This is a genomic window from Microbacterium terrisoli, assembly GCF_030866805.1.
GTDB lineage: Bacteria > Actinomycetota > Actinomycetes > Actinomycetales > Microbacteriaceae > Microbacterium > Microbacterium terrisoli.
Map to the genome: position 1 here is coordinate 3,550,221 of NZ_CP133019.1, position 16,513 is coordinate 3,566,733.

General features: G+C 68.1%; 8 protein-coding genes and 1 pseudogene. 3 read left to right on the forward strand and 6 right to left on the reverse strand.

The features are described from left to right. Window positions 1-185: 185 nt before the first annotated feature. Together QU603_RS16080 and QU603_RS16085 are read right to left on the reverse strand one after the other, a co-directional pair. Window positions 186-587, reverse strand: coding sequence for a PPOX class F420-dependent oxidoreductase (locus QU603_RS16080; protein ID WP_308492395.1), 402 nt, complete (start codon window positions 585-587; stop codon window positions 186-188). Between the two features lie 58 nt (window positions 588-645). Continuing rightward, window positions 646-9,288, reverse strand: coding sequence for a SpvB/TcaC N-terminal domain-containing protein (locus tag QU603_RS16085; protein ID WP_308492396.1), 8,643 nt, complete (start codon window positions 9,286-9,288; stop codon window positions 646-648). 229 nt (window positions 9,289-9,517) lie between these two features. On the opposite strand from QU603_RS16085, the gene QU603_RS16090 reads away from it, so the two are divergent. After that, window positions 9,518-10,012, forward strand: coding sequence for a methylated-DNA--[protein]-cysteine S-methyltransferase (locus QU603_RS16090; RefSeq protein WP_308492397.1), 495 nt, complete (start codon window positions 9,518-9,520; stop codon window positions 10,010-10,012). A gap of 171 nt (window positions 10,013-10,183) precedes the next feature. On the opposite strand, the pseudogene QU603_RS16450 reads toward QU603_RS16090, so the two are convergent. Beyond that, window positions 10,184-10,951, reverse strand: a pseudogene (locus tag QU603_RS16450) (GNAT family N-acetyltransferase); the annotation flags it as partial. 159 nt (window positions 10,952-11,110) lie between these two features. On the opposite strand from QU603_RS16450, the gene catA reads away from it, so the two are divergent. After that, complete coding sequence (gene catA / locus QU603_RS16455) at window positions 11,111-11,767, forward strand: type A chloramphenicol O-acetyltransferase (protein ID WP_369698786.1); 657 nt, start codon at window positions 11,111-11,113, stop codon at window positions 11,765-11,767. A gap of 10 nt (window positions 11,768-11,777) precedes the next feature. Here catA and QU603_RS16105 read toward each other — a convergent pair whose 3' ends face one another. Both QU603_RS16105 and QU603_RS16110 read right to left on the reverse strand, forming a co-directional pair. Further along, the gene (locus QU603_RS16105) at window positions 11,778-13,223 is read right to left on the reverse strand and encodes an HNH endonuclease signature motif containing protein (protein ID WP_308492399.1); all 1,446 of its coding nucleotides are present in this window, start codon (window positions 13,221-13,223) and stop codon (window positions 11,778-11,780) included. A 42-nt stretch (window positions 13,224-13,265) separates the two neighbouring features. Continuing rightward, window positions 13,266-13,940: a Type 1 glutamine amidotransferase-like domain-containing protein gene (locus QU603_RS16110; protein ID WP_308494049.1), complete on the reverse strand. Its 675-nt coding sequence runs from the start codon at window positions 13,938-13,940 to the stop codon at window positions 13,266-13,268. 78 nt (window positions 13,941-14,018) lie between these two features. Between QU603_RS16110 and QU603_RS16115 the strand changes: the two genes are divergently transcribed. Then, window positions 14,019-14,456, forward strand: a complete 438-nt coding sequence (locus QU603_RS16115; protein ID WP_308492400.1) for an SRPBCC domain-containing protein — start codon at window positions 14,019-14,021, stop codon at window positions 14,454-14,456. An 8-nt stretch (window positions 14,457-14,464) separates the two neighbouring features. On the opposite strand, the gene QU603_RS16120 is transcribed toward QU603_RS16115, so the two are convergent. Next, complete coding sequence (locus QU603_RS16120) at window positions 14,465-16,507, reverse strand: VWA domain-containing protein (protein WP_308494050.1); 2,043 nt, start codon at window positions 16,505-16,507, stop codon at window positions 14,465-14,467. Window positions 16,508-16,513: the final 6 nt, after the last annotated feature.

A 16,513-nucleotide genomic window follows, 5' to 3' on the forward strand; every position in this document is an offset into this window, starting at 1 on the left:
TCATTCCCTTTTGTTCGATTCGACAGTGTGAAGCGACTGCCGCCTGTGTCGATGTGACGACGGCTGGGCGGCAGGGCCAGATGCAGAATATGCCTGAGGCGGCTCGCGCAACAGAGGGTGTGTGCGCCATGCGGCGACGGGCCGGGATGCCGCTGCCGCGCCGGTTCGGGATGCCGCGATCGCGACTATTGGTGCGTGGCGCGGTCGATCGACATCACGAGGACGACGCGGTTCGCCCTGTCTGCGGGCGGTGTCGTGCTCGGATCGCCGTACCGATTCTGCAGCCGCACATAGAAAGCGCCTTCGGGGTCGGGCACGACCTCGGCGAGGTGTCCGGCCACCTCGAGATAGTGGGACGGGACGTCGGGATCGAGGATCGACAGCGCCATCGCGGGGTTGTGCTGCAGGTTGCGGAACTTCTGTCGGCGGTTGGTGTGCGTGAAGCGGATGTGCTCGCCGTCGAACTCGAACCACATCGGCGTGACCTGGACGGTGTCGTCGGGGCGGATCGTGCCGAGGTGCCCGTACAGCGGCAGCTCGAGCAGGCGGCGACGGTCAGCGGGGATGATGTTGTCGAGATCAGTCATGTCTCCCAGCATGTCAAACACGCCGGCAACCGAGGGCCGGGCACCGGGGCCCGTCCCCTCAGCGGCGTCCGATCGAGATGCCGATGATCTTCACTTTGATCTTGCCCCCCTTGTGCAGAGTCACTCCGATCAGCGGCGGCACGTCGGGCGCTGCGAACTTCTTGTAGGCGCCGATCAGCTTGCTCTTGTTCGTGGCCGCATTCACCGCCCACCGCACATGGCGCGGCTGCGTGCCCAGCCAGGCCTTCACGACTCTGTCGGTCCCGGTCATGAACGCCTGGCGCCCTTCGGGCGTCGAGAACGCGCGGTGCAGGTACTCCTGTTGGGCGCTGGTCGGTGCACGCCCGTCGGGGTCGACGTTTCGCACCGGATTGTCATCGGCGAAACTGTACGGCTGCAGCCGCATCGGGTCATCGACCGCCGCCTGGGGCGATGGCTGCATCGCCGGGTCCGGCGACAGGAATTGGCCGAGCACCGGATCCAGGTAGCGCGCCCCGAAGTACGACAGCTGCGTGACCGGACTGTAGGCCTGCGACGCATAGAGGTAGTCGATGACGTGCGGGTCGCTGACCTCGTCGACCCAGGGCGCACCCGTGGGGAAGTACTCCAGGTGCTGGAAGACGGTGCCGCCCTGATCGGTGATGTATGCCGTGCTGCCCTGCAGGTCACGCTGATACCAGTACACGGCATCGCTGTCGGGTTCGTCGGTCGTGTACGAATGCTGCGCAACGCGCTGCGTGCCGACGAAGACGTTCTTGACGATTCGATCGGCGTTGATGACCGTGTAGTAGCGATTCACCGTGGTCGTCACCCCGCCCGGGCCATATGTCACGACGCGGTTTCCGTTCGCGTCGTAGCGGAACCGGGTGGTCTGACCGTTGTTCGCGATGCTCTGGATGCGGTTCGCGTCGTCCCACACGATCGAGCGGCGCTCGCCGCCCTTGCTCGCCTGCCACCCCGTCTGGTTGCCGTTCGGGTCGTAGCTGAACGCGGCGCCCATCGACGGGGTGTTGCCCGATCCCTTTCCGTTGCTCACACCCGAGAGTGTGCCTGTGCCCGTGACGGCGCTGACCGCGTTGGGCTGCATCCCCTGGTACGCATACCTCCAGTCGTGCGTGGTGGCCGCCTGCACCTGGCTCGCGCCACCCGGCACAGTGATCGTGTCGGTCTGAGTGTTGGTCAGGATGTCGCCCAGCGAGTCGTACGTGAGTCGGAGGGCGTACGTGCGGGTGTTCTTCGGCGCGTAGCGATATGTGCCCGTCGCGCTGGTCAGACGGTACAGGTCGTCGTACGTGAACGTCTGCGAACTCGGGCCGCCGTACTCGCCGGCTGTGGGGGCCGGCACGTCGTTGCGCTCGGCGGTCACGTTGCCTACCGCGTCGTACGCATAGGACTGGTTCTGGAACACCCCCGACGCGCCGGTGGATGCGATGGTCACCAGTCGCTGCGTGGTGGCGCCGTACCCGTATCGGGTGGCGGTGCCGTTGCCGTTCTGCTGCAGCACCTGGTGGCCGAATTTGTCGTATTGCAGCCCGCTGACGTACACCTGCGTGCGGCCGTCCACGGCTCCTGCCGCGGCGTCCACGAGGCCGCCGAATCCGTACGAATACGTCAGCTTCTCGCCGTCGGGATAGGTCAGCGTGTGCTGGCGCCCCCAGGTGTCGTAGCCGAATGATGTCACGTAGGTCTGGTGCGGCTGTGCGTGGATCGCGTTGATCGTGTCCGACTCGCGGGTGACGTCCCCGATCTTGTCGTACTCATACGTCTGGCGGCCCGCCTGGTCGGTCACGGCCACGACGCGCCCGGCCCCGTTGTGCGCCGCGCCCGGATCGCCATAGGTGTAGGCGACGTCGGTCTCGGGCGCTCCCGGGTAGTGGATGGACGTCAGATGCGTGTAGTCGTAGCCGTAGGTGATCTGCGGCGACCCCTTTGCGGCACGCAGATCCGCCGTCTGCTGGCTGATCATGTTCGACGCGAGATCGTAGCCGTAGTCGGTGCGGCCCGAGTCGGGGCTCGTGATCGAGGTCTCGCGGCCGAGCCGATCATACGCGATCGAGGTCGTGTTGCCGTGATCGTCGATCGTCGCTGTCAGCTGGCCGAGCGGGTTGTAGGCATACTGCGTCCACACGTCGTCGCCGCCGTTGTGCATCGCGACGGCACGGACGTTCCGCCGAACGTCGGTGTAGGTGGCGGTCGTGTTCTGACGTGCATCGGTGCGGATGCTGCGGAACTCTGTGTCGCCGGCCCTGTCGTCGCCGAAGTCGTAGGCCCACGTGGTCGTGGCATGGCTCGGCGCGACGTATTTCGTGAGCCGGTCCAGGACGTCATACGTGCTGACGGCGGGGTCCACCGCGTCGAAGTCCGCGTGGAAGGCGACCTCCGCGCCGAGCGGCGCAGCGGTGGGGTAGTACTGCTTGACCGTGCGCCCGAAGGCGTCGAAGACGACGCGGCCGGACGCGACCACCACGTGCTTGGGAGCCTCGGCCGCCGCCGTCGCGACGGTGGCGTCGTGCGTGGTCTGCACGGTGCGGTCGAGTCCGTCGACGAACGTGACCGTGTCGAGCGTGCCGCCGTAAAGCGTGTCGATGGCGTGGGACTGCGCCCACGGCACGGCGGCGTCGGGGGCGTACTCGAAGCTCAGCGTGTCGGCCCCGCTGCCCTGCTGGTTCGGCCCGACCACGGCGATGATCCGGCCGAATTCGTCGTAGCGATAATCGGTGGTGTTGCCGTTGAGGTCGGTCGACGACGCGACGGCGCCGAACCTCGGATCGTACGTGGCTGTGGATCGGTACCCGAAGCTGTCGGTGACCATGCTGGGGTAGGTCGAGGTCTGCGGGTCGTACTCGTACGTGACCTTGTACGCCTTGCCACCAGCACCTGCGGGGTTCGTGATCGATGCGATGTTGAAGTGCTCGTCGTAGGCGATGGTGGTGACGGCGCTGGTTCCGTCCGCCAGCGACTGCGCGATCTTCGAGGGCGCGCCGTCGGAGCACTTCACGATCGAGTGCTCGTCGCGCAGGATGTCACCGTCGGCGCCGGTGACTTTCACTTCGGTGGGCACGTTGAAGACGTTCGTCGCATCGTCGTCCGCGCCGGGGTCGTTCGGATCGGCGGCGGGGCAGTCCGCGTACGTGATGTCAGCGATGACGGTGTTCTGCGGGCCGTCGCCGTGGTCGATGATCCGCGTCGGGTTGCCGTGGGCGTCGTACACGTAGTCGGCCGACGTCGTCTTGCCGGGTGCAGCTCGACCCTGGTAGTACTCCTCGGTCGTGGTCGACAGCTTGGGGAACACCGCGTCGGCGCTGTTCGCGCGGGCCTGGACCGCGGTGAGGTCCTTGCCCGTGTCGACGTCGTACAGGGTGTAGTCGTTGACGGTCTGCGTCTGCTTCGCACCGGACGCATCCACGAGGGTCTGCCGCGTCAGCAGACCTTGGTCGTAGTAGCTGTCGTTCGCGTAGCGCTGCACGACGCTGCGGTAGGCCTGGCCGTCCGCGCCGAGCTGGCTGCTGGTGACGGTGGCGAAGCCGTAGCCTTCACGCTCGAACTGGTCGTACACGTTGTGGTCGTACGCATACGTCGCCACCTGCGTGTCGACACTGGGTGCCGGGGTGTCGGCGTGCACGGTGACCTTGCTCATCGCCCATGTCGACGAGGGATCGTCGGTGGTGTTTCCGGTGCGCGCATACTCGATGTCGAACGATGCGCCCAGAGGTCGATCGACGGTCTTGAGCAGATTCGTCGTGCCGGTCTGGTTGAGCTTCACGTCCAGCTTCGACTCCGAGGTGCTCGCCAGGTTGTCGGGATAGCCGTCGCCGTTCACGTCGCGCAGCTGCAGCTCCTGCCGGGTCATCGACCGGCTGTAGTCGAAGCCCGGGTTGATGATGATGTAGCACGCGGGCTCGAAGTCCGGGGGGATGAAGCACGTCGGGATGCCGACCGTGAAGTAGCCGCCGCCGCCGAGGTCGACACTCGTGCTGGTGGCGACTTGAGAGTCCACGCCGTCGATCGGGGCGGAGGTCATGGCGTGTTGCCACACGACGGGCGCCGCGAATCCGTCGCCCGTGTTCACCGCGACCAGCAGCTCGCCATCCTTGTCCGTGGCGTAGTCCACGAGCCCGTCGCCGTTCATGTCGACGAGCACGCCGTCGTCCTGGTCGGCTTCGGTTCCTCCGGCCACGCCCCCGCTGATCCCGAACATGCCGTCGTTGAAGCCGAGGGTGGCGCCGCCGGTCACCGAAGCGCTCGACCCCTTCTGCACCACCGCGTCATCGCTCCAGCTGACCGCGTCGGTGAACGCATACCCGAGGTTGAACGCGACCTTCATGTGGCCGTTGTCGTCGGTCGAGACGCGGTCGGGCAGACCGTCGCCGTTGATGTCGATCAGATCGGTGTCCACGAGTGGGAAGCCCGGTTCGTGGTCGTCGTCGTGGTTGCTCGTGCCCTGCCCGTATTTGCCGCTGACGCCGAGGTTCAGCTTGCTGGCGATGTCGGAGGCGCTCAGGGGCGCCCCGCCTTCGGCGTCGTTGCCGGAGGCTCCCGACGACCCCGAGCCGCGCTTGCTCACCGCCGACGAGCCGCCCGACCCCTCCGAGTCGGATTCTTCGCCTGCGGCCCCGCCGGACTCCGCCGCCCCACCCGCGCTGCCGGGCAGCGCCCCGGCCGCATTGCGCTTCGCGGTACCCTCGTCGGCCGCATGGGCGCCCGACGATGCGGACCCGGCCTTCTTCACGATGCCCGAGCCGGGTTGTGCCTGCTGAGGTGCATTCGTCGAGCCCTTCGCGTCCGCGCCGAATCGCGCCAGGTCGCCGGAGAGCCCGAGGCTCCACGCCGACGAGTGCGTCTCACGGACCGAGTTCGATCCGGGCAGGCCCGGGATGCCGCCGGCCGCGCCCGCACCCAGCACCGAGGCGGCGGACGAATCGAGCCTGCCGACCTGGTCGGTGTACTGCACGTTCCCGCCGCTGACGATGTCGGGGAAGCCGTCGCCGTTCATGTCGAGCTCGTCGAGCAGGCCGTCGCTGTAGCCCCACGAGTACGACCCGCCGATGCCGAACAGGTCTGCCTCGATGGCGTCCTGCTGCGACAGGCTGACCTGCCACACAGCGCCCGCGGTCGCGAAGTCGTCGGCGCTGGGCACCTGCACGTAGTCCTGGCCGAGCCGGGTGCTCGACATCGTGCCCGCGCGCGTCCAGCTCTCGTTCTTCGACCCCGCCCACTGGTCGGGAAGATCGGCGGCGGGCTGCGTGGACTCGTCGCGGTGCGCCGGGCTCGGCGCCAGCGGCCACGCGTCGGCATTGATCGGGTTCGGGCTGTCGGCGGCACCCACGAACCCGCCCTTCGTCGGGTCGAAGGCCGTGTCGTTGGTCGGATAGGGGTGCGTGTTCGTGTTGTTCGAATGTTCGCCGTCGCTGCCCAGATCGGGGTGGTAGTAGTCGTCGGGGCTCGGATAGTCGCTGGTGTCGATGATCAGCTTCGACTCGTCCATCGCCGCATCGGCATCGCTGCGGTTGCCGCCGTTGTAGCTCGTGGACGCCCAGCCGCGGTACGGCTGCGCATACAGTCCTTTGCCCGTGATCACGTTCTGCGCGGAGTCGGCCGTGTTGTACGCGCCATACACGGGAACCGCGTCGCCGCCGGCTGCCCCCGAGGTGATGTCGTCCGACAACACGGGGTCCACCGTCGAGAACGCGTAGAAGACCCGCGCGTCCGTGTCGAGGTCGATCGTCACGCTCGGCCACCCGCCCGTGGCGTTCAGATCGCACGCCGACGTCGAGGCATCCGTCGTCTTCTCGATGCTGCAGGCGGTCACCAGACCCTTCGTGACCGTCAGGGTCTCTTTGGCCAGCAGCCGATGGGCGGTCTTGGCCGTGAACACGATCGTTCCGGTGGGGTGGCCGGCCATCGGCACCGGGTCGCCGGTGGCGCCCGCCTGCCCGGGCGTCGCGGGCACCGTGGCCGGCGTGCTCGGCACGATAACGTAGGCGCCCTTGTCGCGCGCGACCCCGGTCTGGGGACTCGCCATGGTCGAGCGGGCATAGACATCGGTGCTATAGGGCGGATTGAGCTGGATGACGTGCTTCCCACTCTGATCGGTGGTCACCAGCGGTTCGCCGTCGGCGGCGGTGCCGGCCGTGTAGTACAGCTGCGGCGCCCAGCGGATGCGGGCGAGGTCGATGCGCGAATCGACGGCCACCTTCAGCTCCAGCACCTGGCCCTTTGCGACGTCGAGGTCGTCGGGGGGCGTGATCGTGCCGATCTGGTCGGCGCGCAGCGTGCGCGTGAACAGGACCTTGGGCGTGTGCGCCGCAGCACCGACCATGCCGACGTCCAGCACCTGCAGCGTGACGTCGTCGCTGGTGGGCGCCGTCTTGTACAGCGCCCCGGACAAACCGATCGTGCCGGTGAACGGCATCGTGATGCGCATGTCGGGCCGACCGGCCGTCGTGAAGTCGTCTGCCGCGGTGAACACGGTCGTCGGCAGGCCGTTCACATCGGTGCCCGCCGCCCGATCGGTGTAGGTGATCGTAGGGTTCCAGGCCACCGCGTCGTATTTTCCGTCGTAGCCGGATTCCACCCTGAAGTAGATGCGGTCGCCCGCCTTCACGTCGATGGCGCCGACCTTGCCCTCCGGCGGTGTGACCCCGTCGGTCGCGCGTGCACCGACGTGCTGCGACCACAGTTGCGCGCCATTGTGCTGAATCGCCACCGTCACTCCGTCGGCCGTGTCGTAAGACGACGGCGCCGGGTCTGCCATTCCGGCCGACCCGGTGATGGCGATCGTGCCGGAGTACGGTGCCACCCACCGGCGCACGGCATCCACCAGCGGCGAAGCTTTCAGTTCCTGCTGGTAGATCTCCGTGAGCTCGGGCAGCAGCGCCTTCGCGTCGACGTGGCTCTCGCCGATCGGCACCCTGGTCGGCGCACTGTCGGCTGAGAACGCCGGCGTCATGGTTCCGTCGTCGGCTTTGACGAGATGGTTGAACAGCACTGAGGTGCCGTGCACGAGATCGGGAAGGGCGTCGTTGTTGACGTCGATGAAATAGACGCGTGACGTGTTCACAGTCCACGTGTGGCCGTACGCCAGCGAGGCCGCGATGTGCGCCTCGGGCCCCACCGTGACACTGTCTGCGGATTGGGTGCCGAGCGTGTTCAGTCCCTGCACCTCGTGCGCCTCGCCGAAGGTGTAGCCGCCGTCGGGTCCCGAGCGATTCAGCCGGTAGTACACGCCCGAGCCGCGTTCGAAGACCTTGTCGGGCAGCCCGTCGCCGTTGATGTCCAGCAGCGCCAGGGACTCGTCGGAGTCGATGTGGTTGACGTCGAGAGTGGCCCCGACCGAGCCGTCTTTGCTGGGTTCGAGCGGGTTGAAGCCCAGATAGATGTGCCCGTCGTAGCTGTTGGAATAGCCGCCGCTGAGCGAACTGGGGTTCTCGAGGCCGGAGATGTCCGCGCCCGTCACGCCGGAGTCCGAGCCGGTGTCCCAGGTCGTCGCGTTCTTCGTGAAGCCGTTGTAGCCGGCTGTGTCGCCGTCGGGTTTCACGGTGTCGTAATAGGCGAACGTGTGCGTGTTGAACTTCGTGCCGTCGGCGCCGTACTCGGCGATGGATCGCAGGAGCGTCTTGTGGAATTCTCCGGGCTGGTACGCAAGCTTGTAGGAGCGGATCGTCGTGCCGTCATAGGCGACCGTGACGGTGCTCAGCAGCCGCGCGGTCACCTGCAGAAACCCGCCGCGCGCGTCGGTGATCGCGTCGGGGCGCGGCGTCGTGCCCGAGACGTACGGCGTCAGCGCGAGGGTCACCGTGTACGGGCCGGGCTCGATGGCCTCACCCGAGTCGAATCCGTCGTAGGTGATCTTCGACAAATACAGCTGCGTGCCCGCGAGGTCGGCCTTCGCCGACACCGGATCGTCGACGCGCGTGTACTGATACGTGGTGACGTTGCCGCTGAAGTCGTGCATGACGGTCAACGGCCACTTGAAGATGTTGCCCTTGGCGTCCCGCAGCACCTGATCTTCGTCGAGCGTCGGCGTCAGCACCGCGTCACCGTGCGCGTCTTTGACGTAGGTGAGCTTCGCACCGAAGTAGTACGCGGTGGCGGACTGGTCGATGACCTCCCACCAGTAGTCGGCGGGGCTATCGCCCCATCGGATGATCGTGTAGAACGTGCCCTCGATGCGCTCCTTGAACTCACGGTTCTTCTGCCGCGGCTGCAGATCGCCGGTGTGCGCCAGCGGAGTCAGCTCGTTGCCGCTGAAGTCATAGCTCTCCGACTCGTTGTCGGGGTCATAGCGCGGCACACCCCACCGCGTGTCGACGCTGATCGCCTCGGACGACAGGTCCCAGCCGAGCCCGAGCCATCCGTTCGCGGCCGATGAGTCGTATGCGATCGACAGCTTCGGCTGCGAGTCGGCGCGGCCGGCCGGCACCTCGATCGGGTATGACAGTCGCGCTGCGCCCTGATTGTTCGCCGTCGGCGGGTCGATCAGCGAGATCTGCGAGCTCGGGTCCACCGACTGCAGACCTGGCAGCGTCTGGGTATCGGTCTGTTGCGGACCACCCTGATCGGGCAGACCCAGCAGGGCGGCGATCCCCGCCGATGCCGAGCCTGCGGTCGCCTCTGCCTGCGCGACGCCGGGCGTGAACCCGATCGCCGCCACCACACCGATGCCGACGGCAACGGCCAGCCATTTCCGTGCGCATTCCACAAGCAGTCGCCCTTCGATCCCCGATACGACGTGAGTGAGAACGGCCGTACGCGGCCACCGCCCCAGAAGGCTCTGGGATTGGTGATCACCCTCGCGATGCTGCGACGTGGGTCATACTCGAAGCGCCTGCTCGCCAGACGATAGTGGACTCACCGGGTTTGCACAACATTTCTTCAGGTTCATCGGGCCCACTGACGGCGACGTCGGCGGCCCGCGATACGCTCCGGTCATGGTTTCGTTCGGCACCGTCGACTCGCCGGTCGGCAGACTGGGAGTGACCAGCGACGGCGACGCGATCACGGGCGTCGGCTGGGGTCTTCGGCGGCCGATGGATGCCACGACCGACCCGGATCCGGTGCTGAGCGCCGCGATCAGCCAATTGGCGGCCTATTTCGCCGGAACGCTGCGCCGGTTCGACGTGCCGTTCGACCTCGGGCCGCAGGCCGAGGGCACGCGCACGGTCCTGACCACGCTGTTCGAGACCGTCGACTACGGCGAGAAGGTCACCTACGGCGAGCTCGCGGACCGCAGCGGCTGCGGCATCCCGGCACGCGGCATCGGGGCGATCATGGGCGCGAATCCGATCCCCATCATCGTGCCCTGCCATCGCGTCGTGGCAGGCGATGGCCTGGGTGGATACTCCGGCGGCGAGCGCGGTCAGGGCCTTGCCACGAAGCGCTGGCTGCTCGAGTTCGAGGGAGCGTTGCCGGCGGCGCTGTTCTGAGGGTGCGCTGCCGGGCGCTGTCCTGAGGATGCGCTGCCGGGCGCTGTTCTGAGGGCGAGGCCGGCGTCCGCGACGGCGCCGACGTCCCGTCACCCGCACCTCTGGTTGAGCGGTGAATCCCGCCGATCGATACGTCGCGACCGCGCCGACATTGGAACTCTCGGTGTTCACGACCGCGCTCGACGCGCCGAGTTGGCGCAGCGCCGCGGCAGCGGCGACCGAGATCGCCCGGCCGTATCCGCGGCCGCGGTGCTCGTTGTGCACTCCCACCGGTTCGAGCAGCCCGGGCCGCCCGGCGCCCGCCGACCAGACGGTCGCCACCGCGACCGCCTCGCCCCGGTCGTCGAATCCGACCAGGCAGCGGGCATCGGCGTACAGCGGCCCTTCTGCCATGATGTGCCAGCGCTGCTCGGTGAACGTCGAGCGCTCGAAGGCGCTGCGCTGCACCGCGGTGCGCGCCGACACCAGATCGCCGTCGACGATCTCGACACGGATGCCGCAGGGTTCGACCGGCTCGGACACGTCACGACGCAGCGCCGTCCAGGATTCGCCGGTCCCCCACCCGTTCGCCGCGAGCACGTCGCGCGCCGCCGCATCAGCGGGCAGCTCGACGTCCGCCTCACCCGCCGGCAGCACGCCGCGTCGAGGCTCGTCGAGGTCGGCGGCGATGCGCGCTGCGAGCGCGCCGTCGGCCCGCACGTCGGGCGCCGTCGTCATGCGCAGCAGCCCGGGCCCGTCGAGGAATCCGGCTGCGAGGATCCGATCGCCGTCACTCCAGACGCGCAGCGCCGCCGCGGTCGCGTCGGCGCCGAAGCGCCAGAACCAGCCGATGTCGCCGGGGTGCAGCTGATGCGGCTCGCCGTCCTGCTGCCAGGAGCGCAGCGCCTCGGTGACATCGGTGAGGTCGGCGAGGGAGGGTTCGCGCAACTCGATGGGCATCCCTCGATCATGCCCGATCGCGCGGTGACCGGGCAGCGCGGGTCTGCCGCGGCAGCCGCGGGCGAGGAGTGCAGAGCGGGTGCTGCATCAGCAGGGCGCACGCCCACCGGCCCGATCAGTCCGACCGACCGACGCCGGCCGACGCGCCAGACTGGGCTCATGCACCCCGCTACCCCGATCGACCTGACGACGTGGCCCCGACGTGAGCACTTCGCGCACTATCGCCGTGCCGTGCCCTGCAGCTATTCGATGACAGTGCAGCTGGATGCCACTGCCTTCGCCGACTTCCTGTCGCGATCGGCGCGCAAGACGTATATCGCACAGATCTGGGCCATCGCGTCGATCGTCAATCGGCACGACGAATTCCGGATGTGTCTCACAGAATCGGGCGCTCCGGCGATCTGGCCGGTGGTGCACCCCGCGTTCACGGTGTTCAACCCGCAGCGCGAGACATTCTCGTGCGTGTGGGCGGAATACAACGCGGACTTCGGCGCTTTCCACGAGGCGGCGGCCGCGCTTCTCGCCGAACACAGCAGTGCAGCCGAATTCTTTCCGCAGGGCGAGCTGCCCGCGAACGCGTTCGACGTGTCCAGTCTTCCGTGGGCCTCGTTCACCGGTTTCACGCTCGACATCCGCGACGCCTGGGACCATCTCGCACCGATCTTCACGCTCGGCCGCTACGTGCGACGAGGCGACCAGGTAGAGCTTCCCCTCGCCGTCCAGATCCACCATGCGGCCGCCGACGGATTCCATACGGCGCGACTCGTGAGCGAACTGCAGGAACTGCTCGCCCATCCGCACTGGATCGACCAGTAGCGATGCGTGCTCAGGCGGCGGTGTAGCAGAAGCGTGCGCGGCCGCCGAGGCGCGGGGTCTGCGCGGGGTCGACGGTCACTGGTGGGATGAACCAGACCTTGGCTTTCACGCCGTGGCCTCCGATGCGGATTTCCCACCCGTTGTCGTGGATGCGGTGGTGACACGACTCGCACAGCAGCACGCCTTCGTCGATGTCGGTCTCTCCGTGATCTCGCATCCACCAGTTCAGATGATGCGCTTTGGTCATCCAGGGTGGCAGATTGCACATCGCGCACCCGCCGTCGCGTTCGACGAGCGCGAGCTGCTGCGGTCTGGTGAACAACCGCTTCTCTCTGCCCCAGTCCATGACTTCGGACTCCCCGTCCAGGACGACCGGGATGATTCCCGCCGCCGCGACGTGGCGGGCTCTGGCGGGTGAGATCGGGGCGGTGATGCCGTCGATCTCGGCGAGCCCCGCACCCTCGGTGAGGGTCTCGAGGTCCATCCGCACCACGACGGTGGCGCCGGCCAGCGGCAGGTCTTTGTTCTTGCATCCCAATGCGTGTTCGGCGAGGTGGATCAGCGCCTCAGCCTGCAGCTTCGGCACGTTGGGGCGGACGGCGTCGTCGTCACCGTGCGTGACGTCGTCCCGCTTGGAGCGGAACACGGCGGACACGAGCGCGTCGATCGCGACCTTGAAGGCAGCGCCGCGGGAGATCTCGATCTTGCCGTCGATGACGAGGAATCCGTCGCGTTCCAGAACGTGCAGGTACTCCGCGTCGCGCCGCTCGCGCTCGGTCGGCTCGACGCCGTCTTGATCGAGCCAGGCCTCACAGTGCGCGACGAGCTTGCGCAGCTGATCGAGCGTCAGTCCGGGCGCTCGCTCCACGAGGATCTGCTCGACGCGGTCGCGGTCCGAGGCCTTCGAGCGCATGGCGACCCTGTCGAGCATCGTGACGATGAGCCCTGCCGCCAACTGGCCGATTCGGCCGGCGCACACGCCTTCGGCCACGAAGGGATGCTTCGCGGGCAGCGGCTCGCCCGTGAGCGCCTGTCGTGGCGCGATCGCCCGGCCGACGGTGATCACCCGATTCGCCTCGCCCAGACCGATTCCGGTGACCGCGGCGATCATCGCGCCCGCGTTGCGGTACCCCTGCTGCTTCGCGAGCGAATCGGCGCCCCGTTCGCGGCGGGATTCCCGGTCGACTTCGGCGGCGACCTGCGCACGCACACCGTCGACCTGCCGGGTGACCGCGCCCAGCTGTTCCAGAGCCCACACCAGCTGCGGGCCGTTCAATTCGGATGCCGCACCCGCCGGCACGTCGTCGTCACCGGTCCACACCTGTCGCAGCGCGGCGACGGCGTCCTCGAGTCCGGTGAGCAGATCTTCCATACCTCCAATAGTACAGATATACGCATTACAGTCAAGAGATATCTTCGAGAGATTCGAATCTGTAGATAACCGATCCCGCTCCACGACTGGGGAGGAGGCGATGCGCTTCGAACATCACGCCGAATGTCACCCTCGCGAATCGAAGAACTCCCAGTGCCCCTCCGATACGACCTCGACGGCTCCGTCGACAACCGAGATCGCCGTCTGATCGTCGATCGCATACGCGGGTCCCGGCATCCTCGTCGCCCACTCCCGTGCGCGCTCGAGTGCGTTGTCCGGCCAGCCCGGGTAGTCCAGGTGCGGAAAGATCGAGAAGTCGACGACGCCGAGCGTCTCGTCGGACCCGTCCGGCCGCCAGTCCACGAACTCGCGGCCGATGCGGGGCGTCATGACCATGCTCCCCGCGCTCACTCCCACCCATACCGTGTCGGGCAACGCCGGGAGCATCCCGGCGAGCCCGGACCGCCGCATCCAGCCACCGAGATAGACCGCCTCGCCGCCGTCGACCAGCAGAACGTCCGCGTCGCGCACCCACGGCTGCCAGCGCTGCGGGTCGATGTCGGGCAGGGCCGTCAGCTCGAGCACGCCGATCGACGACCAGCTCAGATCACACAGGCCGCCGGCATCCGCCCACTGCCCCGCCGTGGACTTCCACACCGATATCGGCGTGCACGCAGGCTGCCCCCACTGTGCTGTAGGGATGAACAGCGCGTTGGATTCGGCGAGTGGCTTGCCCAGCAGGCCGACGAGCCTGTCGTGGCAACCCCGGGGGCGAGTCGGCGCTCCGGTGGGGGACCCCAGCCTTAGAGTGTGCCGAGCCGGTTCGCCACACGCCGAGCCGGCCCACCACACGCCGATCCGGCAGAGAGCGAGCATCTGATGACCGACGGATACACAGCAACGTCGACGATCGCGATCGACGCGCCGCGAGACCACGTCTGGGCGGTGCTCACCGACCCCGGCGCCACCAAGGAGTTCATGTTCGGCACCGAACTCGTCACCGACTGGGCCGTGGGCGGCCCGATTCGCTGGCGCGGCATCTGGCAGGGCAAGCCCTACGAGGATCACGGCATCGTCGTCGCGTTCGAGCCCGGCCGCCGCCTCGTCAACACTCACTTCAGTCCGTTGAGCGGCCAGCCCGACGTACCCGAGAACCACCACACGCTGACGTGGACACTCGAGGACGGGGCTGCACAGGGTCAGACCGTGCTGACCCTGGCGCAGGACAACAATGCCACTCCCGATGCCGCCGCGCACTCGAAGGACATGTGGGACAGCCTGGTCGCCGCGGTGAAGGAGATCGCGGAGCGCGACTGAACCGCCCGCTACCACCACCAGGATCGACCGCGCAGCATGCCCCCGAGGTCCTCGGGCGTGCCCGACCGTCCCGGCCGCGCCCCGAGATAGCTGTCGACGACGGCGCGACCGAGGTCGGCAAGTTCTGGGGCGACGACCCGGCCGTCGGCCCGAGCGGCCAACGCGTCGATGAACTGCGCCAGCGAGGGGTCATCGCCGAGGCGGAAGAACGTGGTCTGCGCGCCCATCCGCTGCACGGTATCGAGTTCGCGCACGGTGACGGCCACCGTGTACGGATCGGGCGGGTACGAGAAGAACACCTCGCCGTTCGGCTCGAGGTGCGCGGTGGGCTCGCCGTCGGTCACGATCAGCAGCACCGGCTGCGCCGTCGGATGCCGACGGAAGTGCCGCTCGGCCAGCAGCAGCGCATGGTGCAGGTTCGTGCCCTTGTCCCACACGGCATCTTTCGCCGTGAGCTGCTCGATATCGACCACCTCGGCGTACCGCGAGAACGCGATCAGCTGCAGGTCGTCGCCGCGAAAGCGCGTGGAGATCAGATGGTGCAGTGCCAGCGCCGTGCGCTTCATGGGCACCCATCGGTCGTCCATCGCCATCGAGAACGACGTGTCCACCAGCAGCGCCACGGCGGCGGTCGTGCGCTGCTCGGTCTCGACGACCTCGACGTCGCGGGTGTCGAGCCGCACACCGTGCGAAGCGTCGCCGCCGGACGCGATCGTGCGCAGCACCGCGTTGGAGACCGTGCGTGGGATGTCCCACGGCTCGGTGTCGCCGTACGCCCATTCGCGCGTCGCACCGGTGCGGTCACCGGCCGCACCCGCGTTGCGCGTCTCGCGGCGCCCCGACCGGGCCGATTGGCGGGTCGCGACATCCCACATCAACGCCCGCCCCAGCTGGCGCATCGCCTTCGGCGTCAGCCGCAGCGAGCCGTCCGAGGCCCGCTGCAGCATGCCGGTGTCGCGCAGCTGCTGCTCGAGATCGCGCAGAGCGCGGGCGTTCACGGCGGCATCGTCGCCGACCAGGCGGGCCAGCGCATCGAGGTCGATGTCGTCCATGCGCGCGCCCGGGTACACCTGCCCCAGCTGCTCGGCGAGCGCATCGAGGTCGGACAGGTCCTGCATCACGCCTGTCGCCTCACCGAGCCCCATCGGCTCGTCGCCGGAGAAGGATGCCGAACCCGTCCAGTCCTCGCCGGGTCGCAGCGCGCGCAGGTTGTCGTCCAAGAGCGAGAGCGACTGCATGAGCTCGGGGGAGCCGAACGCCTGCGCCGCCAGGTTCATCAGCTCGTCGCGCTGTTCGGGACTCATCGAGTTGAGCATCCGCTGCGCGGCCGCCGAGCGCTGCGCGAGAGCGTCCATGAGCTCGTCGAGATTCTGTGGATTCTCGGGGAACTGCGCGCCGTGCTTGCGCATGAACTCGTCGAAGTCAGCCTGGGTGTCTTCGCCGAGCCGACGCTTGTCGAGCAGGGCGTTCAGATCGTCGAGCATCTCGCGGATGGCCTGGCGATCGGCATCCGTCGCGTTCTCGAGCGCCTGCTTCATGCCCGCGAAGCGCTGATCGAGCAGCTCGCGACCGAGCAGCTCGCGGATCTTGTCGTAGTCGGCCCGTGCGGCGGGGCTCTGCCAGTCGTAATCGGCGAGGTCGTTCACCGCCGCGGCGGTGCTGGGCGGCAGGTTCTCGAGCCGCATCTCGGCGAAGGCCCGCGCGTCGTCGTCGAGCTGCACGTCGGTGGCGAGGCGCTTGCGCTCTTCGAGCACCGCTCGGTCCAGCAGCTGACGCACCTCTTGCAGGGTGCCGTCCAGGCGGTGCCTGCTCACCAGCTCGGCCCGCCGCTCGCGCACGCGGCGCGCCAGATCGTCGAGCCCCTGCCGGCCGGAACCCCCGCGGCGCAGGTATTCGCGCATCGCACGCTCGGCCGAGACGCCGGCCATCACGTCGGCGCCGATCGCTTCGAGCGCCTGCTGCACGGGCACCGGCGGGGCCAGCGGATCGCCGCCGGAATACCTGCCGTACCGTGCCGTGTGCGCGGGCACGCGGTGGAAGCTGCGCACCATCAGCCG

Coding starts and splice junctions, on each gene's coding strand:
- QU603_RS16080 (WP_308492395.1), bottom strand. CDS start 587: ATGACTGATCTCGACAACATCATCCCCGCTGACCGTCGCCGCCTGCTC.
- QU603_RS16090 (WP_308492397.1), top strand. CDS start 9,518: ATGGTTTCGTTCGGCACCGTCGACTCGCCGGTCGGCAGACTGGGAGTG.
- catA (WP_369698786.1), top strand. CDS start 11,111: ATGCACCCCGCTACCCCGATCGACCTGACGACGTGGCCCCGACGTGAG.
- QU603_RS16115 (WP_308492400.1), top strand. CDS start 14,019: ATGACCGACGGATACACAGCAACGTCGACGATCGCGATCGACGCGCCG.
- QU603_RS16120 (WP_308494050.1), bottom strand. CDS start 16,507: ATGGTGCGCAGCTTCCACCGCGTGCCCGCGCACACGGCACGGTACGGC.